The 24034-nt window shown below is 33.7% G+C and carries 17 protein-coding genes; 8 read left to right on the forward strand and 9 right to left on the reverse strand.

Annotation, left to right across the window (positions count from 1 at the left end; genetic code table 11):
- Both IC221_RS03755 and IC221_RS03760 read left to right on the forward strand, forming a co-directional pair.
- Window positions 1–1068, forward strand: a complete 1068-nt coding sequence (locus IC221_RS03755; RefSeq protein ID WP_188167674.1) for a PorP/SprF family type IX secretion system membrane protein — start codon at window positions 1–3, stop codon at window positions 1066–1068.
- A 167-nt stretch (window positions 1069–1235) separates the two neighbouring features.
- Window positions 1236–3812: an erythromycin esterase family protein gene (locus IC221_RS03760; RefSeq protein ID WP_188167675.1), complete on the forward strand. Its 2577-nt coding sequence runs from the start codon at window positions 1236–1238 to the stop codon at window positions 3810–3812.
- 34 nt (window positions 3813–3846) lie between these two features.
- Here the strand turns inward: IC221_RS03760 and IC221_RS03765 are convergent, their stop codons facing one another.
- On the reverse strand, window positions 3847–6132 hold the full coding sequence (locus IC221_RS03765; protein WP_188167676.1) for a transglycosylase domain-containing protein: 2286 nt from the start codon (window positions 6130–6132) through the stop codon (window positions 3847–3849).
- Between the two features lie 229 nt (window positions 6133–6361).
- Between IC221_RS03765 and IC221_RS03770 the strand changes: the two genes are divergently transcribed.
- Window positions 6362–6946 carry an NAD(P)H-dependent oxidoreductase gene (locus IC221_RS03770; RefSeq protein WP_188167677.1) on the forward strand — a complete coding sequence of 195 codons (585 nt, stop codon included), beginning with the start codon at window positions 6362–6364 and terminating at the stop codon, window positions 6944–6946.
- Between the two features lie 101 nt (window positions 6947–7047).
- On the opposite strand, the gene IC221_RS03775 is transcribed toward IC221_RS03770, so the two are convergent.
- Complete coding sequence (locus tag IC221_RS03775; protein WP_188167678.1) at window positions 7048–8292, reverse strand: aminotransferase class I/II-fold pyridoxal phosphate-dependent enzyme; 1245 nt, start codon at window positions 8290–8292, stop codon at window positions 7048–7050.
- A gap of 312 nt (window positions 8293–8604) precedes the next feature.
- Entirely contained in the window at window positions 8605–12870 is a 4266-nt protein-coding gene (locus IC221_RS03780) for a CHAT domain-containing tetratricopeptide repeat protein (protein ID WP_188167679.1), read from the reverse strand.
- A gap of 276 nt (window positions 12871–13146) precedes the next feature.
- Between IC221_RS03780 and IC221_RS03785 the strand changes: the two genes are divergently transcribed.
- Entirely contained in the window at window positions 13147–13857 is a 711-nt protein-coding gene (locus tag IC221_RS03785) for an NUDIX domain-containing protein (protein ID WP_044205192.1), read from the forward strand.
- A gap of 54 nt (window positions 13858–13911) precedes the next feature.
- On the opposite strand, the gene IC221_RS03790 is transcribed toward IC221_RS03785, so the two are convergent.
- The gene (locus IC221_RS03790; RefSeq protein ID WP_044205255.1) at window positions 13912–14559 is read right to left on the reverse strand and encodes a vancomycin high temperature exclusion protein; all 648 of its coding nucleotides are present in this window, start codon (window positions 14557–14559) and stop codon (window positions 13912–13914) included.
- Window positions 14560–14688: 129 nt separating this feature from the next.
- Complete coding sequence (locus tag IC221_RS03795; RefSeq protein ID WP_188167680.1) at window positions 14689–15075, reverse strand: group III truncated hemoglobin; 387 nt, start codon at window positions 15073–15075, stop codon at window positions 14689–14691.
- Between the two features lie 392 nt (window positions 15076–15467).
- Here IC221_RS03795 and IC221_RS03800 point away from each other — a divergent pair, with 392 nt between their 5' ends.
- Complete coding sequence (locus tag IC221_RS03800; protein WP_188167681.1) at window positions 15468–17405, forward strand: tetratricopeptide repeat protein; 1938 nt, start codon at window positions 15468–15470, stop codon at window positions 17403–17405.
- A gap of 438 nt (window positions 17406–17843) precedes the next feature.
- On the opposite strand, the gene IC221_RS03805 is transcribed toward IC221_RS03800, so the two are convergent.
- Window positions 17844–18620 (reverse strand): murein L,D-transpeptidase catalytic domain family protein, encoded by a 777-nt coding sequence (locus tag IC221_RS03805; protein WP_223241285.1) that lies wholly within the window; start codon window positions 18618–18620, stop codon window positions 17844–17846.
- 233 nt (window positions 18621–18853) lie between these two features.
- Here IC221_RS03805 and IC221_RS03810 point away from each other — a divergent pair, with 233 nt between their 5' ends.
- Entirely contained in the window at window positions 18854–19330 is a 477-nt protein-coding gene (locus IC221_RS03810) for a hypothetical protein (RefSeq protein ID WP_188167682.1), read from the forward strand.
- Between the two features lie 27 nt (window positions 19331–19357).
- Complete coding sequence (locus IC221_RS03815; RefSeq protein WP_188167683.1) at window positions 19358–20155, forward strand: bifunctional 2-polyprenyl-6-hydroxyphenol methylase/3-demethylubiquinol 3-O-methyltransferase UbiG; 798 nt, start codon at window positions 19358–19360, stop codon at window positions 20153–20155.
- A 140-nt stretch (window positions 20156–20295) separates the two neighbouring features.
- On the opposite strand, the gene IC221_RS03820 is transcribed toward IC221_RS03815, so the two are convergent.
- The 3 genes from IC221_RS03820 to IC221_RS03830 all read right to left on the reverse strand — a co-directional run bounded on the left by IC221_RS03820 (window position 20296) and on the right by IC221_RS03830 (window position 22591).
- Window positions 20296–20751 carry a hypothetical protein gene (locus tag IC221_RS03820; protein ID WP_188167684.1) on the reverse strand — a complete coding sequence of 152 codons (456 nt, stop codon included), beginning with the start codon at window positions 20749–20751 and terminating at the stop codon, window positions 20296–20298.
- A 116-nt stretch (window positions 20752–20867) separates the two neighbouring features.
- A complete protein-coding gene (locus IC221_RS03825; protein ID WP_188167685.1) occupies window positions 20868–21872 on the reverse strand; it encodes a helix-turn-helix transcriptional regulator in 1005 nt (334 codons plus the stop codon).
- On the reverse strand, window positions 21872–22591 hold the full coding sequence (locus IC221_RS03830; protein WP_188167686.1) for a tRNA1(Val) (adenine(37)-N6)-methyltransferase: 720 nt from the start codon (window positions 22589–22591) through the stop codon (window positions 21872–21874). Before IC221_RS03830 ends, IC221_RS03825 begins: the two co-directional genes overlap by 1 nt.
- Before the next feature lie 208 nt (window positions 22592–22799).
- On the opposite strand from IC221_RS03830, the gene manA reads away from it, so the two are divergent.
- Window positions 22800–23999 carry a mannose-6-phosphate isomerase, class I gene (manA, locus tag IC221_RS03835; RefSeq protein WP_188167687.1) on the forward strand — a complete coding sequence of 400 codons (1200 nt, stop codon included), beginning with the start codon at window positions 22800–22802 and terminating at the stop codon, window positions 23997–23999.
- Window positions 24000–24034: the final 35 nt, after the last annotated feature.

Below are 24034 nucleotides of genomic sequence, written 5' to 3' on the forward strand. Positions count from 1 at the left end.
ATGAAAAAGTTATTTGTAATATTATTTATCATAGAGGGGTTTGTGATCCAAACCTCTCTAGCACAATCTCCAATTTTTTCACAGTACAATACCGCTAATTTGTACACTAACCCAGCAACTGTGGGATTAGGAGGTAGTCCGTTTATCGGTAAAATGGGCTATCGTGATCAGTGGAGTTCTCTGAATGGAGGTTTCCAAACTCAATACGCTAGTTTTGAAATGAATACGCTTAGTCGTTTGAATGTAGGAGCCTTGATTTCAAATGATATAACAGGAAATAATGGTTTGAATACTATCACTATGTCAGGCGTGGTAGGCTACACTATTCCTGTTAGCAAGCCAAGACGAATGTACCGAGGTAACATGTCAAAAGTATGGTTTCTACAACCCGCAATGCAGCTCGGGGTGATGAATAAAGCCATTCGATCGCAATATCGTTACATCGATGATATTAATAATGGAGGATCTACTGTGGATCAATTAAACGGTCTTTCCGATTGGTTTCCAGAATTAGGTTTTGGTCTAATAGCCACCAATAAATCGGTTTGGTTTGGTGTTGCAGCACATCATTTATTTCAAACCGGAAGGCAAGTCAATGATAACACGAAAGTACTAACAGCTTCACCTTTGAGATATACTGTACATGCGGGTTTTTCTCACCTTTTACCCAAAACGCAAGACCTCAATGTAGGGGGTAGTTTTATTGTGAGAATTCAAGGCGGTATTTATCAAGGAGACTTTACAGCTAATGCTTCAAAATCGTTAAGTTACAAAGACAAAACCTTTATTGTTGGAGCATCATTAGGTGTGAGAACTTTTATCAATATGCGTGATGAAGCCAATAGAGATGCATTGATTGTAGGGACCAACGTTCGTTTTAAGAATATAGAAATTGGTTATTCTTACGATTTTACCATATCAAGATTAGTTCCCTATACCATGGGTACAAATGAATATTCTATCATCATTTATCCATCATTTGAAAAATCACAAAAGTGGGATAAAAAATATAAGAAAAAGAACAAGGTATACTGCCCTAAGTTAGGAACATCTTATGTTTACAAATAATAGATGCTTACTACTGTAGTCTATCCTCTATGTCTTAAGGCCCGTTTGTTTTTCAATTGCAAACGGGCCTTTTCTTTTTATTCAGGAATGGTTAGATAAATATTTATGAGAAAGTTAGAACGAATTTTGCCCTTCAAACTTCAATAAATAAAGCAATCCTAAATGAAATGAGAAAACTAACACTATTCATTGTCCTGTTAATGCTCAATACCACTTTGAAAGGACAAGATGACCAATTACAGAAAGAGATCATTACAAAAAAGGTAAATGAGCATCTTATTCCAATTCACCCTTCCTCTGTAACGGATTCTACATTTGAAGACCTGATGCCACTTAAGGAGATGATAGGTGATGACCGAGTAGTTTTTATTGGAGAAGCCGTACATTATCTCGGAAACCATGTAGAAATGAATGCTCGTCTTGCTCAGTTTTTAATTCAAGAAATGGGGTTTGATTACATTTTGTTTGAATCAGGTTTTTATGATGTTGAAAAAGCACAAGAGAATATTGAAAAAGGAAAGGATGTTTATAGAGAATTAAGTTCTTCAGTTTTTGAATTTTGGAGTGCTACACTTGAGTTTCAAAATTTACGTAAAGACATTGAAAAGTATCATGTGAAAGTAGGAGGTTTTGATTACCCTTCTCGTATGATAGGCGAGGATATTTATTACGATCTAAAAGGATATCTTTCAAAAGAAGTAGAGGAGGAGCTACTACTAGATTGGTTTGATGCTTATTCCATCGTTTCGAGATGGGAACTTCCTCATAGTTTAACCGATTATTACAGGGCTTATCCAATTCTTCGAGAGGTTATTGCTCAAAAAAAAGTAACGACTCTTAAACAGAGAAGGCAACAATCATTTTGGTTAAGGGTATTGGATTCACAACATGAATTTGTCCAATTCATCGAAATGTATCCCAATGTCAATTCAATTACGGAAAAAGAGTGGAAAGCGAAACATGCTCAACCAAGAGATGATACAATGGCTAAGAATGCATTATGGCACATAAAGCAAAATCCTAATTCAAAATTTATTCTATGGGGTGCTTCAGGTCACGTATCGAATGATATAAAAAGTCAACATCATCCTGATTATAATACATTTCAATCTACTGGAGAGCAAATCATCAACAACTTGGGAAAGGAACACGTTACGGTACTTTCCACAACTTCGAGTTTTCCATCACTCTATAAACAAGAAAATTATACTTTAGAACATGCTTTAGAGGCTTCTAGCTATTCTTACATTATGCTTCCGCTCCAATCTTTCAGTTCTTCAATATATGGCAATGCATTTGGTCTTGAACCTTTACAATTAGAATGGAATAAGGCGAGTGATATTCTTTTTTATGCAGATACTTTAAGGGGTATAACAAGTTATGATCCACCTACTGATGATAAAGTTCGCTATATAGAAACGAACCATGAGGTAGATACAATTCTACAACGTATCATGACGACTAAAAATCTTGTGAAAGATGTACCTCAAAAGGAAGTATATTTATATAAATCAGTGACAAAAAAAAATCATGAAATCAAAACATATTCGGGGGTGATTACTGATCAAGAAAAAATGGAACCAATACCTTTTGCAAGTATTGGTATTCCAGAAGAACATATTGGTGTTTCAAGTTTTGAAGACGGTTCTTTTTCAATTAATATACCTGCTTATATCATTGCGTTTAGAGATAGTCTTTTAGTGTCATGCGTTGGCTACAAGAAGAAAAAAGTAGCATTGAGTACACTTTCAAAAAATATCAATATACCGTTAGAAGTAGATGTTAATGAATTAGCTACTCTGACAATTAGAGATAAACCTACTTCTTCTAAAAGGGTGATGAGAAAGGTCAGAAAAAGATTGAAAAGGAATTATTACCAAGACCCATTTGCCTTTCAAGCACTTTATAAAAGTAGAGTATATGATGCTAAAAATGATCGTTTTCTATTAGTAGAAGCCATAGCAGATAAAAATGATACAAATGGCTATCAGACTAAAGGAAAGGAACACAGTGAAAATAAAAATACCTCCGTATTGTATGCACAACTGACTCAGCTGAATAATGATACTGGAAAAAAGATGTCGGTACAAAATCATCTTTTTAAGGAATATAAAGTGGGAGGTGGAGCAATGATTACAGAACCCGTTGGTGAATGGGGTATGAGTCAAGAGAAACATCTTTTTTTAGCTCCAAGAATTTGCCCAATCAACTTTCAGCAATACACGCTATTAAATGCTTTAAGAAAGCGACATTATGAGTTTCAATTATTAGAAGAGACAGAAACTCATTTTGAATTATTGGCAACAGCAACCATTGAAAAAAATACTCACTTTTATAATACCTTAGCATGGTTTGATCCAGCAATTTTTCAAGTGAAATTAAAAATCAATGCTGAAAACTTTGCCATCGAAAAATGGGAGCAATTGGCAATCTACCCGAACGATAAAAGTCAAGTTTTAGATGTGAATACCAATTACTTTATAAATCTCCCAGAAGATTGTAGGTATCAAAAAGATCAGTTTATTTACGGTGATCCTGAAAAGGATGGGCAGTATCACCTCACCTATTGGAACCGTTACAATACTTTTTCTAACTATACTTTTAATGAAGGTATTGTACTTCATTTTTACCCTAATCAACAACTTAAATTGGGTAAGAAATTAGCCTTCAAGAAAAATAAAAAGAACACTACTGAATTTTGGGAACAATTAAACGCAGTACCAGAAAAGGATATTATAAACTAAATGAGGTTTGCAGGGTAAACGGTTTTTCTACCTTTTACTCTGCTTTTCTCTTTTTCTTCCTTTCTTCTCTTCGTTTTTTACGTTCAGCTTTTCGATTTTCCTTTTCTTCCGTGGTCTTCTTTTTGAAGATTTTATTAAAGAACATTTCAACATCAGTGCCTTCTTTAAAATCTTCACAATCAAATGCATCAGATAGGTAATCGGGAAGGGCAGGGAAGTAGGTGAATAATTCTTTTGAAAGTTTTTTATCTTTTTGAGTTTCTTGAAGTGTTAGACCGGTAATAGGAAGTGCCAATTTACTTCCGCTACCATTTACTCCTGAATTAAAGTGAATTTGATTGGAAGAAGCACCCACTCTGGTTACCATCACTAAGTTGGGGTTAATACTTGCAAACCATGCATCACCATAGTTTTGAGAAGTACCCGTTTTACCTCCGATAGGAAGGCGAACCTTATATTTACTTCGCAGAGCAACACCCGTTCCTTCATTAATGGCTTTCTGAAGAATAGTCGACATTAAAATGGAAGTTTCTTCACTTAACACTCTTTCTGATTCTACATGATTGGCCTCATATATTTTTTTGCCATCTGTAGTTGTGATGCTTTTGATCCACCTTGGTTGTATTTTATAACCACCATTGGCAAAGGCAGCGTAAGCAATGGCTAATTCATAAATACTAGCATCTACAGTTCCTAAAGATGTAGAAGGATAATCTTTTAATTCTTCGCTGAATCCTAATTTTACCCATAGCTCTTCCAAGCGGTCAAATCGGATAGATTGATAAAGATTGACGGTAGGAATATTAAGTGATTTTACTAATGAAGCAGAAAGTGTATACATTCCACCCGATGTTTTGGAGTAGTTCTCAGGTTTCCACCCATCTTCTTCTTCAATTTCATTTTTGAGATATTTACAAGGAGGCATCCCTTTTTCCATAGCAGCTGCATAAAGAATGGGTTTAAAAGTAGATGCAAGCTGTCTTTTGGCCATGATTTGATCATAGGGGTGTGTTCTAAAATCAATACCGCCAACCCAAGCTTTAATAAAACCGTCATTGGGGTTGACCGCTAAGAATCCAGCATGAAGAAGTGAAAGCTCTTTTCTTATACTATCTTCTACACTTAAGTTTTCTACTTTTATCCCTTCCCAAGTGAAATACTCTCTTGATTTTTTGGCTTTAGGTTGTTCAAATTTTTGTGTAGCTGAAGTAACCAAACGTTCTAACTGTTTTTTACTAGCACCATTTGCATACTGTTTATCTAACAGTTTCTGCATTGTTGATAAATGTTCTTGAAAGGCTAGAAGGGCATTATACTGTAATTTTGCATTAAGTGATGTCTGAATGATCAAACCATCTTTTTCTAAATCAAAATCAGTACTATTGGCCTTATTATACTCTTCTACAATTTCTTTTGCCTTCTTTTTAACGTGTACTAAGAAGTAGTTTGAAATACCTTCATTCTCAATGTTGGCGTAGTCTAGTTTTAAAGGCAAAACCTTCAAGGAATCATATTCAATTTTTGATAGAAGGTCGTATTTGACCATCTGATTCATGACAACATTTCTTCTTTTTTGAGCATTTTCAGGGTATAATCTCGGGTTATAAAATGTATTTGCCTTTAAGATACCGATAAGGACTGCACTTTCTTCAACCTTTAAATCAGAGACTTTTTTGTTGAAAAAGCGTTCAGAAGCCGCTTCAATTCCAAATAAATCTTCACCGAAAGGAACTGTATTTAAATACATTCTTAAAATGTCCTCTTTGCTATAAAGTCTTTCTATTTGTTGGGCAATTTTTATTTCATTGGATTTATTGAAAAGCATAGAAAAAGGACCATAATCCTTTCTCCCATACATATTTTTTGCTAATTGCTGCGTAATGGTACTACCTCCTCCACTGCTTTTATCACCTAAGATGATACTCTTAAATAAAACCCTTAAAACACTTCTAGAGTCCACGCCTTCATGTTCAAAATATCGAGCGTCTTCAGTAGCTACTAGGGCATTAATAAGATGTTTAGGAAGGTCTTCAAATTGAACATTAGTTCTATTTTCTGCAAAGAATTTCCCAATAAGTATTTGATCTTCAGAGTAGACTGTTGAAGCCTCTTCGTTTTCATAACTTAATAGCTCTTCGTCAGAATATCCAGTGCCAAATGTTCCTGACAGGAAAAGAAGTATAAAGGAAACACCCATTAAACCTAGTCCAATGATAGAAAGGAAAATTGGTTTCTTATTTTTTAAAATATAAAAGTACAGGGCATGAAAGTTTTGATTGATGGTAGCAACCCACTTTTGTTTGTTGTTCGTAGTACTCATGAATGTATAATAAGCTAATATGATTTGTTGGGGAACAAGAAGTAAAAATAAGCGTTCATTTATTTAAATCTAAAACTATAAGATTTCTTAACCTTTTGATTGCTAGAACCTTCATTAAAATCATAAATAAACAAATTCAAATCTTCAATATTTGTTGAAACAAATTATTTGTTTTTACGTGTAATAATTTTTGTGTACGATAATGAAGTCAATAGAAAACAGAAAGAAAATGAAAAAGGTATTAGTCATCAACGGAGGACAAAAGTTTCTTCACTCTCAAGGTAGTTTGAATAGATCAATTGCGAATTTATCTATTGATTATTTTAAGAATAGAGAAGGTTTTGAAGTCAAATCTACTTTTGTGGATGAAGACTATGATGTCAATGAAGAAATTGAAAAGTTCCTTTGGGCTGACATTATTATTTATCATACACCAATTTGGTGGTTTTCTATTCCATTTGGATTCAAGCATTATCTTGATCAAGTATTGACGAATGGGCATAATAAGCTTTATGCTTCAGACGGAAGGTCAAGTAAGAGTCCAAAATTGAATTATGGTAGAGGAGGATTATTACAAGGTAAGCAATATATCCTGACTACTTCATGGAATGCACCAATTGAAGCCTTTGAGTTAGAAGGTGAATTATTTGAGGGGACAAGTGTCGATAATGGACCGATGTATGGATTCCATAAAATGAATAGTTTCATTGGAATGGAAAAATTGGCCACTTATCATTTATACGACGTGATGAAAGACCCTCAGGTAGAATCAGATTTTGAAAAGTATACTAAACTTTTAGATGAAGTTTTATAAAATGTAGGGGTAGGTAATTTGTCTACCCTTACTATATAAAAAGCAAGGGCAACCTCAATTCGAGATTGCCCTTGTTTTATATTACAATATGTGATGTTGAATTACTTCTTAGAAGCAGCAGCCAATTGAACACATACTGTTAATACACGCATAGCCAATTTGATTTCACCCATTGAAGGCAAAGTTGGAGCGATACGAATATTCTCATCTTTAGGATCATTTTTGTAAGGGAAAGTAGCACCTGCTGCTGTTAATTTAACACCCGCTTCTGCTGCTAATTTTACCACTTCTTTAGCACATCCTTTTGGAACGTCAAGACTGATAAAGTAACCACCTTTTGGAACAGTCCAAGTGGCAATACCTTTACCGCCTAATTCTTTTTCTAAGATTTCAATCACTGCATCGAATTTTGGAGCAATGATTTCAGCGTGCTTCTTCATATGTTTTTGAACTCCTTTGAAGTTCTTGAAGAAACGTGTATGTCTTAATTGGTTGATTTTATCAGGACCGATAGTAGCCATTGATAAGTGACCTTTCATCCAGTTAATGTTATCCACTGAAGCACCCATACCTGCTACACCTGCACCAGCAAATGAGATTTTTGAGAATGAACCATAGATCAATACTCTATTCTCAGTTCCCTTAGCTTTACAAGCTTCTAAGATGTTTTCTAATTCATCTTGATCTTTTGATAAGTGATGAACAGTATAAGCATTATCCCACATAATACGGAAATCCTTTGCTGCAGTCGTCATCTTAGCTAAACGCTTCACTGTCTTTTTTGAGCAAGTGATACCTGTAGGGTTAGAATATTTAGGAACTACCCAAATACCTTTAATACTTTTATCTTCGGCAACCAACTTTTCTACTACATCCATGTCCGGACCTTTCTCAGTCATAGGAACAGTAATCATTTCAATACCGAAATGCTCACATACAGAGTAGTGTCTATCATACCCTGGAGAAGGACATAAGAATTTTACTTTATCTAATTTTCCCCAAGGCTTTTTGCTTTCAGGAAAACCATGAGACATTGCTCTTGCAATAGTATCATGCATTAAAGTAAGTGAAGAGTTTCCAGCTGCAATTACTTCATCTGTTGAAGAAACCTCTAAGAAATCCTTGAAAATTTCTTTCATTTCAGGGATACCATCAAGACCTCCATAGTTACGAGTGTCTGCACCCGCTAAAGTTTTGTAGTCCTTAGACGTTACTAAGTCCATCATTGGTAAGGATAAATCAAGTTGTTCTGTACCTGGTTTACCTCTTGTCATATCCAAAGCTAATCCTTGAGCTTTGTAATCTTGATATTTCTTTTGTAGTTCTTTTTTTGTTAGTGAAGCCATTACATACTGATATTAAAGTATTTTACCTTTTTAACGACATCAAAGCTATGAGTTATTTTTTAATATTTAAATTATTAACATACATTTTTATTATATCTGTAATAGAATAATGTGATAGTAACGAATATTGAAAAAGGTGTTTGGTATATAACAGGTATTGTTATAAAAATACTCTCTTAACTTGAATTCTTTGGGAATTAATTTCTCTGACTTCTAACCGTTAAACTCCTAAGGTCAAGGTCTTTTAAAATCAAAAAGAGGACACTTCATAAAGCATCCTCCTTCCAAATTTTGATGTATAATTTTCTATTATTATATCTTTCCTATCATAATAAAGGCACCCCAATATTTTGGTTCAGGGAATTCTTCTCTAAGTTGCTTCTTCGCCATTGAGAAAGCAATTCTTTTATCGTGTCCTTCTTTCAACCATAAGTGATAAAAAGAAGTCATCAACTTTTGAGTGGCTACATCGGATACCTCAAACAAACTCATAATGATGTTATCAGCACCAGCCACTAAGAATGCTCTTTGTAAACCATAAACTCCTTCGCCGACTTTATTGTCACCTTTACCAGTTTCACAAGCAGACAATACCACTAGTTCTGTATTATCAAAGTTCAAGTTCATTGCCTCATAAGCTGTTAAAACACCTTCTTCTTTATTGAAAGCATAAACATTGTCAGTGGCCATTAAGTCACCAGCATTTGTAAGTAATAAGCCAGATCTAAGTAAAGGATTGACTCCCTCTGCTTTTTTGAATAATGATTGCGACTCTGTACTGATGTCGTCTAAGAAGAAACCGTGAGTAGCAATATGGAATACTCTTGGTGATTCTAATTCCTTAACTGCAGTTTCAGTTGCAGCTTTATTAAGGAAAACGGCGTCAATGGTATTATCTTCTGTTGAAAGCAACTTGTCCAACTCTTGAATCTCTTTGTATGTACCTGGTAACTGAGTGATAGCTCTTGGTGTATACTCATTATATTCTTCGGGTTTTAAGTCTTTATAAAACACGGGATTACCAAATAGTGAGATATTTCTATTATCACTTCTGTCCGCACTTTCATTCAGAATATCAAGAGTTGTAGAAGTCAATACAATATGACTATGATCGATGATATAGTCGCCTTTATCAATATCAACAGGAATAGATTCTAGGTTGATTTGATTATAAACGCCATCAGCCGAGAAGTAAACCGTTTTATCGTTACCAATAATATCATAAATTGGTTTCCAGAATGCAGCATACGATTCATCATCAGGGAAACCGAAAATTAAGTTGTTTTTATAGAAACCTAAGTTTTCTGTTTCTAACAGATTTCCATTAGGAATAATTTTTACTATTGGAGTCGTCTTTGTTTTTGGAGTAATGATTAATGCAGCATAATTCACTGTGTCAGTGTAGATATTGGAAAACTGATTGAATCGTATAATTTCAATAGCTACCTCATTTTCTGCTAAATTCTTTTGAATTGCTTTCCAACTTTGCTTTTTAGAACTTTGCTCGGAGAAAACACTTGATTTCTTTGATAATTCCTTCTCTAAAACATTAATATCTCTTTCCAAAGCTTTAACATTGATTCCTTCCGCAAGTTGTTGTTCATTGGTCAATGCAAAGGCTTTTGTAAGTGTTTCTTTCTTTTCAATCCATTCGTTGAATTCACGAATCAAAACAGAATCATTACTTTGTAGAATTTGATTACGCACTTTTACAGATGAACTTAACAAAAGAGGTTTTGTTTCCAATGCGTAATTATACATATCAGACTTCAACTTCTTTTTCTTCGATGCGAAAGCCAAATTGTAGTAGAAGTCATAATCTAACTTAATAGACTGCCAGTATTTTGATTTTTCTTTTGAACTTAATACAGGGAAGTACTTCTCAATAAATTCGGTGTGCTCTTTCAAAGTAATTTTAGCATACTTTGTAGACTTATTGTAATTGCCATCACTATAATACGCTTGGGCCCTTTTTAATGTACTTTTAATGTACATAGGGTGACCTTTGTGGAATAATTTACTGTACGTCTTTTGTGCTTCAGTGTAGTACTCTTGTGCTTTTTCGAAGCCATTTCTTCTCATTTCAAGGTCCCCTAAAAGAAGCTTAATTTCAGCAGAGTTGGTATTGTTTTCATTTTTTAATTTTTCAACCCAAATATCATTCGCTTCATTTAACAGGTCTTCTGCTTCATCGTATTTGCCTATCTCCATTTTGGCTAACGCATAGTTTTTCAACGCAAGTGCAAAAACAGGATTCTCTTTCCCTAGTTGAACGGCCACGATATCTACAGCATCCTTGAAAAGATACATTACATCGTTAGGATCATATCCCATATACAAGTCGATGAGAGCTAACTGCGTATAACCTTTTGCCACTTCAATATGTCTTTCTCCATACAAGCTTTTGGCAATGGCAAGAGCTTTTTGTGTAAGCTCTTGTGCTTTTTCGTAGTTACCCATTGCAACGGCAATTTCAGCCTGTACCTCAAGGGTTTCAATGGATTGTTTTGCTTCTTCACCAAAAGTGTTGTAACTAATAGTATACGCTTTTTGAGCAATAGAATCAGCTTCAATATATTCACCTTTTAGATAGGCCAATCGAGCTTTTTGTGTGTAAGGAACAATTAGTAATCGGCTATCCTCACCAAAAATATCTTTTCTATGGTCAATTGATTTTTGGATGATATTTTCAGCTTGAGAGAAATATTCTTTTTGTAGATAAACAATAGCGTGGACATCTGCGAATGAAGAGGAAGCGACTGTTCCAGGTGATTTTCTTGATAATCTATTCGCTTTAGAAAGGTTGTCTGTAGCTTCATTAAACTGACCGGTGATTACTTGAAAACGAGCCGCAGTTTCTAATGCTCTAGCATGTGTAGCATTTTGTGTTCCCTTTCTGTAAGTGTGTTTTTCATAAAGCTGTAACAACTCCGTGATTTCTTCATCTGCTTCAGTGTAATTTCCAAGATCTATGGCATAAGCGGCTGTACCTTGTAAACCTGCGGCATATTCTAGGTGATCTTTTCCATAGTACTCACCGTAAGCCTCTTTGATGCTTGCACTTAATGAAGCAGCTTTTTCCGTTTCACCCATTAGTGAATAGTAGTTGGCTCTTTCTTTTTCAGCTTCAAGGCGTTTGTAGTGGTGAGGATTTAAGCGTGCTTCAATAATCGGTAAATGAACGTCGAATAAGTTATTCGCCTTTTCAAACTCATTCGAATACATCGTTAAGTAAGTGGCTTGTTCAACTTTTGCAATGTGATACTGAAGAGCATCTTTACCTAATATTTTAATAATAGCCATGATATAAGCATCAAGTGAATTTTTGGCTAAATCTTGATCTTCTAAGGCTATACCTAACTTATATCTTAACTCTAAAAGAAGAATATATTCTTTATGGTTTTTAGGGATAATTCCATCATTTACGTCTCTCACTAATTCACTAGTAAGACGCAAAGATTTATTCAAATTTCCTTTCAAATAATCATCTTTTGCCGTTAAGCGGTCAGATTTTGAACGGTTGATACTTTTTCTTCCAAAGTATAATGTTGTGTTTGTAAAGTATTCCCATTGTGTCTTATCTCCTTTATTACTGAAGCGTTGCCATGCATAATAGTCTACAAGGTCTTCTTGAATTTGGAAAAATACTTTATGGCTGATACCAAGTACCCTTTCTGCTCTATAAATGTTTTTTTCAAGCATTTTTCGAGGTACCAAAGGATCAATTTTGTTTTCTATATAATTAAGTGTTCTCTCGTGGTAGTTGAGGATGTAGCTCACATCATCTACTCTTAAATTCTTCTTTATCCACTCTTCACTTACTTTCAGAAGACTATCTGCTCTAGCGTAATCACCACTTAAACGGTACAATTTACCTTCCATTGTTAAGCTGTAAGCATGATCTCTTTTCAGACGATTTTGCTCTCGGTTGGTAAATTTTTTATTGATGAATCTGTTTCCTCTAAGCTCATAAACGTCTTTGGAGATACTATTGGCAAAGTCGAGACTTAATTTTTGATACTCAGGAATTACAGCCATAGCCGAGTCGTATTGACCTCTTTCTAAATAGATACCAGAGAGTACAGCTTTTTCGAGTTGTTGATAATCAAGTGATTTCGCAATGAATTTTTGAGTATTTGGATTACTTTCAATAATAGCCATTGCTTCTAAATAGAGATTAGAAGCACTCACAATATCAGAATAATCAATGTATAATTTACTCGCTAAAAGTAGGGCATAAGCTTGGCCAAAAGGTGCTCTTCTTCTTTTTTTAGCAAGTGTAATGAACGAAGAAACGGTTTCTTCAAATTCAGCAAGTTCAGACAAAGAAAGTTGGAAACTCGCTCTTTGTGCTAAAACTTCGATAAGAGCCGAATCTCTTCCTCTCGCTTTTCTTAAGGCTTTATTGTTCCAAATTAATGCTTTCTTATATTCGCCATCATCCGCATATTTTTGACTTACTCGAAGCAAATTGTCAATTTTTTTATTGACTTGATCAGCAAATGAGAGTTGTGTTGAAAAAAGCAATAATAGTACAGTCAAACACTTTATGAAAAATTGAGATAATATATATTTCATAGTAGGCTATTTTGAAGTCCGTAGTATAATCTTTAGGAGTTAAAATGTTATTAAAATATAAATGTAAATAAAAATAAATAGATAATCACCGGTTATTGCTTATTATGTATGAGTTTGTCCCGTTTTGTTATCTTTTTCGAATGAAAACTTTATATTTGTAATTCAATTTCAGATTTGGATTAAAAAGATAATGTATTCTTAATTTATTAGTTATCTTTATGGGAAGGAAAAGAAAAATTATAGTAAAATTCCAATCTTTAAAATAAGATTTAGAATATGAACGAATATTATCAGAGCGCATATAAACCTTTACTGGCCATAGATTGTGTAATTTTTGGATACGAAAAAGGCGAATTAAAAGTCTTATTGACGCGCCGTAAAGTAGATCCTTACAAAGGAGCATGGGGATTAGCAACCGGTTTCTTGCATTACGGAGAATCTTTACATTACGCTGCTGAACGTGTACTAAAAAAACAAACAGGTTTAGATAGAATTTTCATGGAGCAACTTAGTACTTTTGGTGAGGTTGACCGAGATCCAGAAGCACGAGTTATTTCATTAGTATATTATTCTTTAATTAAAGTTGAATCACAAGATGAGGAAGCTTTAGAGAAGAATCAAGCACAGTGGTTCCCAATTACGGCCTTACCAAAATTGATGTTTGACCACGAAACAATGATTCAAATGTCTTGGGGTAAATTGAGAAGAAAATCAAGATACCAACCTATCGGGTTTGAATTATTACCGGAGAAATTTACATTACCTGAGCTTCAGTCATTGTATGAAGCGATTCACCAAAAGCAATTTGATAAGCGTAACTTCAGAAAGAAGATCTTAGCAACAGGCTTATTAAAGAAATTAGATGAGAAACAAAAAGGTGTGTCTAAGAAAGGTGCATACTACTATGTCTTCGAAGAAGGTAAGTATGACGAGCTTATTTCTCAAGGTTTCAACTTCGAATTAAAATCTATGGCATTTGGTTCATAGTCAAATTATAAAATTAGAAAGCATCAATTTCATTATGTAGAAATTGATGCTTTTTTATTCTATAACCTCTTCTTTCCCCAAGAATCGAGGTTGTGTATCAAAAATATAAAGGTCTAAGAACATCTTCGCTCTAGCAAGTACCTCTCTTAAATGGACTGTATAGCCTTTGTTTAAAGGTACATCATCTGCGGGATAGCCATAGGCTTCTATACCATGGTGCCTAGCAATAAATATGGCTCTTTCTATGTGAAATAGTTGTGAAATGACAATGTACTTGTCTTGTTTAAATACTTTATTGGCTCTTATAACAGAGTCTAAGGTTCTTAAACCTGCATAGTCCATCACAATTTTTTTCTTATTTACCCCTTTTTTCTCCAATGCGATACGCATTACTTTAGGTTCATTATATTGTGTGGTTCTATTGTCACCGCTGACTATAATAAACTCAACATCGTGCCCTCTAATTAATTCTGAAGCAGCATTGACTCTATTATAGAAAAATGGATTAGGAGCCCCGCTTCTTAAGTATTTACTTGTTCCTAACATTAAGCCCGTTTTACAAGTGATAGCAGGAGTTTCTCTGTCTAAAATATACGGAGCACTTTTATGACTAACATAGGCATTCCAAGACAGTAATAAAGTAATCAACCCAATTGTGCCTACTACCACAAAAATAGAGGCATATAAAATCTTCTTCTTCATAGAGTACATTTCAGCCCAAATATACGGGATCAGAGGTGAAATAAAACGAAAAAAATGTAATTACTTTAGTAACATTTCTTATCCATTTTTAATTTATTTCTCCTCCTTGAAGTATTTTCATTTTAAGAATTAAGGGTTGTTGGAACGTGCATTAAAAATACGCATGAACAACATGTGGGACATATTTCTAGCTCTTGATTTTAATAAATCAGCTTTTTCTCCCTTGAATAACTCATCTATAGTATTGAACCACAGTTGTAACCAAAACCCAAAATGCTTTTGTTCTATCGTAGATTTTTGATCCACTTCTTGATGTGTTTTTACAGGGTTTCCCTTATATTTTGAAATGAAAAATAAGTTCGTCTCCCAAAAGTCATACATCGTAGGAAGGTGGGTGTCCCAATCAATTTTTATATGTTCATCAAAGAAGGGCCCTAGTTCATCGTGTGCTCTTACTTTTGTATAAAACGTATTGACAAGCAGAATCACATCTTCTCTGTTTTTAAGATCATTCATTTTACTATTGTTTTATAAATCTTTTTGAATAGTATAGCTCAATGTAAATAGCTGATATATAGTATTTTTACCCCTTTGTGCGGTAATGTTGAAGAAATCTTACATAAATACAGTACTTTTTGAAATTGAACAAAGGATAATTTTGATACTCGAAAAAAAAATGGAAAATTGAGTAATGGTTCTACTAAATAATTCTACTTTTTTTGAATACTGCTTCCTTCATTTAAATTTCAACAACAATGATAACAATGAATATTTTCTTATTCTCTAAAAAACGTTAATACTTTATTAATAACTCTAAACTATTATATCATAATCTTAAATTTATGTGTTTAATACAATAGACTATCTATGAAATAGAAGGTATTGTAAATTCTAACTAAGCATTATTTATGTCTATCAATAAATTAAAAGTTATTTTCCCATTCTTGATTTTAATCAGTACTACTGTTTCCGTAATTGCTCAAAACTATATGGATGAGGGGTATCAAAACGTCTTGAATGGACAAATTGATAAAGCTATTGACGCTTATACGCAAGAAATCCAATTGAATTTATTGAATGACAATGCTTATTACGAGAGAGCAAAGCTATACATTCATAAAGGAGAGTTAGACAGTGCTGTACGTGATGTGAAGATGGGTTTGACCATAGATGCTGTTAAACCTGTTGGTTATTCCCTAATGGGTTATATCTACCTTAACAAAGAGGAGTACCAAAAGGCTGAGAAAGAATTTACTACTGCTATAGAGCAAGATTCCTTGTTTGTCACTGCATATGTATTTAGAGCAGAGACTTATGTCAATACACATCAGTACAATAAAGCAATTCGAGATTACACAAAGGTGATAGATTTATCACCGTCTTCAGCGATGTATTATCAGAGAAGAGGTCATACTTTCATGAAGATGAAAAAGTACAAAGAGGCACTTTCTGATTTTAATAATACCATTGCTTTAGACCCTAGAATAATCGATGCTTATATTTTTAAAGCAGAGATTAACACTATGCAAAATGAGTTTGATGAGGCATTGTCAACAGTAGAACAAGGACTTTTGATTGATCAGAATAACATCAAACTTTTAAGCTTGAAAGGAGATTGTTTATCGAATTCAATACAGTTTTCAGATGCTTTAAAAGCCTATAATCAAGCTTTATTGTACAACCCTCAATATGCCTATGCTTATTGTAGAAGAGGGGAGCTGTATGCTAGACTTGAGAAAAATAAAGAAGCTATAAATGATTTTAATAATGCTATAAAGTGGGCACCATCTTATGGTTTCGCCTATTATAAAAGAGGTATCTTGTTGACTAAATCAAGAAAGTACCTTGAGGCATTAAGTGATTATGATAGTGCGTTGAAATATTTTCCTACCTATTATAATGCCTTAGTTGAGAAAGGAAAGACGGAGTTAGCATTAGGGAGACTAGATGATAGTATGGCTTCTCTTTACAAAGCCATTGAAATAGATCCTTCTAAAGCTTATACCTATGTATTGATGGGAAATGCTTATTTGGGTAAAAAAGAATATACTCAAGCAAAAGACTTTTTCTCTGAAGCGATATCACATTCTACAAATTATGGATATGCTTACATGCAACGTGGTTTTGCTTATAAGCTTTCAGAGGAACTTGATTCGGCATTAACGGATCTAGATAGAGCAGTAAGTTTAATGAAGAATAACTCGAAAGTATATTCTTATTTAGGAGATGTCTATTCATTAAAAGGAAACTTAGAAGAAGCTCAAGCAAATTATACAAAAGCATTAGACATTACCCCTCAGTTTTCTTATGTTATTCATCAAAGAGCATGGACATCTATCAAATTAAAGGATTATGAAAATGCTTTAGAAGATTTCACTTTACTTCATAACCTAGGTAAATCCAAGTACGTTGATCTCTATGGAGAGGGTGTTGCTTTGATGGAATTAGGGGATTTAACGAAGAGTAATGAAATATTGGAAAGTGCGGTGCAAAAATATCCAGATTACTCTTCTGCTAGAATCTTACTGGGCTACAATTACGCATTACTTGGTGATAATGATTTAGCAGAAGATCAAATTGTTGATGTATTAAAATTAGATGCCAGTGCAGAAGAAGTGAGTGGTGTTAGGGGCATAATCGCTTTCAATAATAAAAATTATAAGAAGGCATTAAAATATTTGAATTCGGCATTGAAGAAGAATCCAAAGGATAAGAAATTATACTATTACCGTTCTCTCACTTTTACGAAGTTAGGAAAGGCAAAAAAAGCTTTAGACGATAAATCGAAGGCAGTAGCATTGGGATATAAAAGTAGTTCGGTCCCTCTAGGTTCTGAATTAAAATAAAAAAATAGAGCATGTGGATTCATGCTCTATTTTTTTTAGGTACTAAGTCAAAAATAAATAGAATTAGTATTAAATAATTTTGTAATAACACACTGTAAAATAAATTCTCGTTAATTAATATAACTCCTTTTATGAAGGATTAATGGTAGTGTGTTGTGGTTCGCGAGGACGTTTTAATAAAACGTCCCTACAGAACTGCATTTTAGAAAAATTATTATAAAACCTTTGTCTTTTAACATGTAATCAGACCATCATTTAGTAGTATCTCCCTCGGCCTAGAAATGAAATTCTGAACGCTTTTGACTTCAAAGCCTTGACTTTTTTGCTTCGTTTTTGTGTTAAGACAAAAATGAAGAAGAAGAAAGTTTGAAAGTTTATCCTATAAATGCTGGCAGAAAGGTTGATTGAAAGTTGACGAAAATTTAGTTTACAATTTGCTTAGTATTTAATGATTTTTTGTGGAGGAATGTTAGTGTATTGTGCTAACAGTTCTAATGAGTTTTCAGGAAGTGAAAATAGAGCTTCATCTTGATAACGTTCAATGTTTGTGTGAATATAAAGCACACTACCTCCTTTGATATATTGAATTACTTTTTTATGATCTTGATATGATACCGCAGGACAACCAAAACTTCTTCCCATATATCCATTTTGATGAATAAAATGCTCTGAAACATATTTAGCAGGGTGGAGAACAATCGCTCTCTTTCGTGCATTATCATTAATGTTTCTCTCCAATCCATCTAACTTAAGTGACAAGCCATACTTACCAGTGTAAGTTTCTGCTGCTTTGTAAATACCTAATGAACTTTGTTTCGAATTGACGATATTACTAAAGTTCTCTGCGTAAAGTAAGCCTGAGTTGACCCCATGAGACACATAAGTTTTTAAAAGTAACTTTCCTGACGTTACATCAATGATATAAAAACGCTTGGCGGTTGAAGGTTGGTTGAAATCGAGTATACTTACTACTCTTGTGTTATTGATTTGTTTTTTATTAATCAAATTTAAGTAGGCAATCATTCCCTTTTTAAAGGCATCAAAAGACAAACCCTCATCCTTTAGGTGAGCAGTATCGTATAAAGTAGATAAAAGGGACTCATTTTCCATCTGTAGTAAGTTGTCATCTTTATAATGATAAGTACTGGCATTAGGTGAAGATGTTGTTACAGTGATAATGAGTAAGAAGAATAAAAAAGTTCTTAAAAAGATCATTTTAAAATTTCTTGTTGTAGTTTATAAAGTGCCTGTGTTAGGCTGCTCTTAGTAGAACAAAAATACATCAACTTGAAACTATTTTAAAGTATATGATGTTAATAAAGAATTTTTATGCTGATAATCAGTTCTTTTTCAATAATTAATGGAATTAAATCAATTTTTTAGATGAAAATTGATTTATCTTTCACTCTTTTGTGTTCATATTATAAAGAGGTAACGATAATAATAGAATGTTAGATCTACTCACAAAATATATTTCACTACTCTTCATCAGTGCTGTGAAATTCTTATTTGGACCTATAATAGGACTAACGACTGGACTTACAATCGTAGAGACTACAGTGATCACAATTTTAGGTATGATGCTGACTGTTGTTACTTTGACATATATGGGAACCAAAGCAAGAAAAAAGATTCTGGAGTGGATGAACCGTGGTAAAGTACGCCGTTTATTCACGAAAAGGAATCGTATGATTGTGAGAGTTTGGCAAGGCTACGGAATGAAAGGAGTTGCTTTTTTGACCCCAATTCTTTTTGGACCACCTATAGGAATGTTAATAGCGTTGTCTTTTGGTGAAAAAAAACGCAGAATAATATCATATATGTTTTTAAGTGCCGTATTTTGGGGCATAATAATGAATATTGTCATTTTTTACTTTGGTGAGCATTTTGAATGGGTTAGAAATAACACGATCACCACTGATTAATAAATTAATAGACTAAAACATCAAACGATGGCTTTTGAGTTTCATCAGGATAAAGAGGTATATTTTTCATATCAAACTGATAATGCTAACAAATATGTTATTCCCTTTATCGAACAATCATATCCTATAACAAAAAACACCAGAGTACTAGAAGTAGGTTGCGGAGAAGGAGGAGTGTTGAAAGCTTTTTTAGATAGAGGCTGTATTGGTATGGGTATAGAGTTAAATTTGGATAGAGTAGCTTTAGCAAATCAATTCCTAAAAGAATACATTGATCAAGGACAGGCAAAAGTCATTGGTAAAAATGTTTATGACATAGATGTTGAAAGAGATTTGGATGATAAGTTTGATTTGATTGTGTTGAAAGATGTCATTGAGCATATTCCTAACCAAGAGAAAATTATCCACTATTTCAGAAGTTTCTTAAAACCTAAGGGAAAGATATTTTTTGGATTTCCACCTTGGCAAATGCCTTTTGGAGGTCATCAGCAAATTTGTGCTAGTAAAGTATTATCAAAACTTCCTTATTTCCATTTACTGCCGGCTCCAGTTTATAAGTTTATTCTTAAAAATGGAAATGTGGCAGAAGGACATGTTACTGAATTAATGGAAATAAAGGAAACAGGTATATCTCTTGAACGATTTGAGAGAATCAGTAAGGCTTCGGATTACAAAATCATTGATAGAACTTTATACTTCATTAACCCAATCTATGAATATAAATTTGGGTTGAAACCAAGAAAGAAAATTCCTGTTTTAGGTGATATTCCTTGGGTAAGAAATTTTGTGACCACATGTGGTTTTTATCTGATCGAAAAGCAATAAAAAACACCTGATTATAAATTAACCAGGTGTTCAATGAAAAATAAGTTACCCTTTTTAAAAAGGGAAAAATCCCTACTCAAATGACTAGGGATTTTTTGTTTCGTGGATGTATTATATTGTGTTCCTAGAATCAAGAAGGATTAGTTTCTTGGCTCTTTGTCTAATACTGTGATGTTGATTTTTTCAGAAATCACAATGTTAGCTACTACAGTTTCTTGGAAAGAAGCAATAACATCATATTCTCCTTTAACTAGACCTTCTACTTTAGCAGTCATAGTTGTGTTGATAGGACCTTCGATTTCAGGCATTTTACCCATTAAATCAAATTCAAATGTCTCACCAGTTTTAACGTTTGTGAAAGACACTTTAGGTTCTGCAATTGTACCGCTTAAAGAAGAAACAGCTGTTTCTAAATCGAAAGCAATAGCACTTGTAATTTCAGCACCATCTTCTAAGTTTGTAATTTCAATAGAAGATACAGGTTCTGGTGTAATTTCATCGTTGTCTTTGCTACAGCTTGCAATAGTCAAAGCAGAGATAGCAACTAGGAAGAAACGTAGAACGTTTGCAGAGATCGTCTTAGTAGTAAACTTCATTTTATTTTAAGATTAAATTATTATTAAAAATTGGTTTTGATAGTTACTATAACGCCAACAACACGCTCTAGATTTACCACTTTAGACTTTTTGTTTACCACTTTAGTCGTAAAACTTTAATAAGCATTAATGACTGTATTTTTCCTCAATTCTGATGGAGTATACCCATAATGTTTCTTGAAAACCATAGAAAATTTAGATAAATGGGGGTAACCAACCTCTTTAGCTACCGTTGAAACTGGTTTGTCTGTCATCTCAATGAGGCGGTGAGCATCTAACATTCTATGCGTTGTCACAAATTTGAATATGGGTTTTCCAAAAATGGATTTAAAGCGCTCTTTTAATTTGGTCTCACCAATCCCAAACTCTTTTGCGATGGTAGTAATGGTAGGGATGTTCTCATAATCTTGCAGTAAGTAATCTTTAATCTCATAATAAAGCTCTATTTCTTCTTGAGACATTTGATTAGTTTTAATGCTTTGATTTTGGAACTTCTGATAAGTTTGAGTGAGGAAGCGTCCTGCAAGTTCTAACCCTTTTCCAATAATGATAGAGGAGCGACCTATAATAGTACTATTCTGAACTTTTACAATCTCTTCTATTATGTGTAAAGTTTCTGATGTTACTTGATCTATAATAACGTTTTCTGAAAGATAGTTTGCTAATTCTTGGTAAGCTTCAACGGAGTGGTCAAGTAGAGAAACTAATTGATCTCTATTCAAGCGAAGTCCCACTAATGATAAAGACTGATCCTTTGGGAATTCTAGAATCACTTTATTAATATTAGAGTAGATGATGAACTCGTGCTTCTTTACTTCTTTCAATTTTCGTTCTCCCGTATTTGCCAAAATAGAACCATCTTCTTTAACAATGAGCATATACACATTGCCTTCTCCATTATCAACGTTATTATAAATATGTACTGTTTTATTAAGGCTAATTTGATTAATGCTGATATTAAAATCTTTGATATGATTAAAAGATTCTAAGTGTACATTACCTAAGTTGGTATTACCAATGATTCTATTATCAATCCTCTCTCCTCCAATATTTTGGTGGATACTAGCATATAGGCTATCAATAGTAGTTGAATCTAGTAAGATGTTGGTTTTATTTTTCATTATAAAAACGGATGGTAGTCTTTTGTAAGTGAGATATATTCTTTAGAGTATTCTCCCTTATCGTTGCGTATATTAAAGTCTATAATTATTTTACGTGTTTCAACCTTATAGAGATACTCCAGTAATACTCTTTTAGGATGTTTTGAGGAATTATGACTGATATTAACCTGTTTATCAATGTGGAAGTTGTAATTCAAGGCCACTTGATTAAGCTGTGGAAGTTGGTCAAAAGGATAGATGATAATTAATTTACCACCTTCATGAAGCAAATTGGATGAGAATTGAAATAAGTCACCCATACTTAAATTGTCGGTATGTCTAGCAGTATTTCTTTGGATGTTCTCTGCCTTGAGACTGTCTTTAAAAAAAGGAGGGTTACTTACAATGGCATCAAACTGAATTTGATCCTCATTTTTAAAATCTTGTATAGAAGAATGTACACTTTTCAATTGGTCTGAGAAGGGCGATTTTTCAAAATTAATTCCCGCCTGAATGCTAGCTTCCTTATCAATATCTAACCCTATAAACTTAGTATCTCCATATCTTTGTGCACACATTAGTGCGATCAATCCAGAACCAGTTCCAAGATCTAATACATTTCTGCAACCGATTAAATTAGCCCAAGCACCCAATAAAATTCCATCGGTGCCGATTTTCATGGCAGAATTTTGATGACCTATGTCAAACTTTTTGAACTTGAAGGTTAGATATTTATCCATATATTCCAATTTTCTATTTTATAAGGTTTTGTTAGTATAGAAGTGATAAAAATATTTCTATTTTTGTGACAATTAAGTGAGTTGTCGATCGTCTATCATAGAAAAACAGTCACAAAGTATATAGGTTAACTGATGCATGAAGTTATCAATTTAATCTGTAAACTTACATACAAACATTATTATCTACTTATAAGACCAAATATTACAAATGTCAAAATTATTTCCATTAAAAGGAATCGTCCAAAACTACGCATGGGGAGGAAGTTCATTCATCCCCGAATTAGTATCTATACCACAAGAAGACAAGCCTTACGCCGAGTATTGGATGGGTGCACACAATAATGCTCCAGCTCAAATTGGTGAATCTCAATTGTTGAACAAGATGATTGAAGAAGATCCAAAAGGAACTATCGGTACTTACATCAATGAAAAATTTGGCCGTTTACCATTTTTATTCAAAGTATTGGATGTAAAAGATGTTCTGTCAATCCAAGTACACCCTACAAAAGTGGAAGCTGAAAAAGGGTTTGCTAGAGAAAATGAAGAAGGTATTCCTTTAACAGCATCGCATAGAAACTACAAAGACGATAATCACAAGCCAGAAATCATGGTGGCGTTGTCGGAGTTTTACTTATTGCACGGTTTCTTACCAAAAGACAAACTGAAAGAGGTCTTAACTACTGTACCTGAGTTTTCTGACTTAGTTGAAGTTTTTGAAAACGGAGGGTACTATGAATTATATAAAACTGTAATGGAGTATACTCCTGCACAAGTGAATGAAAAATTACGTTCTCTTGTGGACAGAGTGATGCCATTGTACAATGAAGGAAAAATCGAAAAATCATCTCCAGATTATTGGACAGCAAAATCTGTTGCTTTACAGGCTGAAGGAGAAGATTTAGATAAAGGTATTTACTCGATTTATTTCTTCAATATCGTAAAAGCTGACGTTGGAGAAGCAGTATTCCAAGATGCAGGTCTTCCTCACGCTTATTTGGAAGGTCAAAATATGGAGTTAATGGCCAACTCAGACAACGTATTGAGAGGTGGTTTAACACCTAAGCACGTTGATGTACCTGAATTATTAAAACACGTTACTTTTGATGAAACACATCCAAATGTGATGGATGGTGAGTTACAAGCTGACGGTTTAGAGAGAATCTACAAGAGCCCAGCTCCAGATTTTGAATTATCTAGAATCTCATTGAAAGGTGGAGATCAGTATACACATACTGCTAAAACTGCTCAGATCATCATTGTTTCTGAAGGTGAGGCAACAATTACTGAAGGCGATGATACTTTAACTTTAACAAGAGGTGAGGTAGCATTGTTGTTAGTAGATGCGAACTATTCTATTTCAACTTCAAGCGAAGCTGTATTATTCAAAGCCACTGCTCCAGTAGCATAAGGCAGAGAAATAAGGATATAAAAAAACGTATCAAG

The organism is Flammeovirga sp. EKP202 (assembly GCF_014534745.1).
GTDB lineage: Bacteria > Bacteroidota > Bacteroidia > Cytophagales > Flammeovirgaceae > Flammeovirga.

Bases quoted from the DNA above. Each gene is read 5' to 3' on its own strand.
- IC221_RS03755 (WP_188167674.1), top strand. From the start codon at position 1: ATGAAAAAGTTATTTGTAATATTATTTATCATAGAGGGGTTTGTGATC.
- IC221_RS03760 (WP_188167675.1), top strand. From the start codon at position 1,236: ATGAGAAAACTAACACTATTCATTGTCCTGTTAATGCTCAATACCACT.
- IC221_RS03765 (WP_188167676.1), bottom strand. From the start codon at position 6,132: ATGAGTACTACGAACAACAAACAAAAGTGGGTTGCTACCATCAATCAA.
- IC221_RS03770 (WP_188167677.1), top strand. From the start codon at position 6,362: ATGAAAAAGGTATTAGTCATCAACGGAGGACAAAAGTTTCTTCACTCT.
- IC221_RS03775 (WP_188167678.1), bottom strand. From the start codon at position 8,292: ATGGCTTCACTAACAAAAAAAGAACTACAAAAGAAATATCAAGATTAC.
- IC221_RS03780 (WP_188167679.1), bottom strand. From the start codon at position 12,870: ATGAAATATATATTATCTCAATTTTTCATAAAGTGTTTGACTGTACTA.
- IC221_RS03785 (WP_044205192.1), top strand. From the start codon at position 13,147: ATGAACGAATATTATCAGAGCGCATATAAACCTTTACTGGCCATAGAT.
- IC221_RS03790 (WP_044205255.1), bottom strand. From the start codon at position 14,559: ATGAAGAAGAAGATTTTATATGCCTCTATTTTTGTGGTAGTAGGCACA.
- IC221_RS03795 (WP_188167680.1), bottom strand. From the start codon at position 15,075: ATGAATGATCTTAAAAACAGAGAAGATGTGATTCTGCTTGTCAATACG.
- IC221_RS03800 (WP_188167681.1), top strand. From the start codon at position 15,468: ATGTCTATCAATAAATTAAAAGTTATTTTCCCATTCTTGATTTTAATC.
- IC221_RS03805 (WP_223241285.1), bottom strand. From the start codon at position 18,620: ATGATCTTTTTAAGAACTTTTTTATTCTTCTTACTCATTATCACTGTA.
- IC221_RS03810 (WP_188167682.1), top strand. From the start codon at position 18,854: ATGTTAGATCTACTCACAAAATATATTTCACTACTCTTCATCAGTGCT.
- IC221_RS03815 (WP_188167683.1), top strand. From the start codon at position 19,358: ATGGCTTTTGAGTTTCATCAGGATAAAGAGGTATATTTTTCATATCAA.
- IC221_RS03820 (WP_188167684.1), bottom strand. From the start codon at position 20,751: ATGAAGTTTACTACTAAGACGATCTCTGCAAACGTTCTACGTTTCTTC.
- IC221_RS03825 (WP_188167685.1), bottom strand. From the start codon at position 21,872: ATGAAAAATAAAACCAACATCTTACTAGATTCAACTACTATTGATAGC.
- IC221_RS03830 (WP_188167686.1), bottom strand. From the start codon at position 22,591: ATGGATAAATATCTAACCTTCAAGTTCAAAAAGTTTGACATAGGTCAT.
- manA (WP_188167687.1), top strand. From the start codon at position 22,800: ATGTCAAAATTATTTCCATTAAAAGGAATCGTCCAAAACTACGCATGG.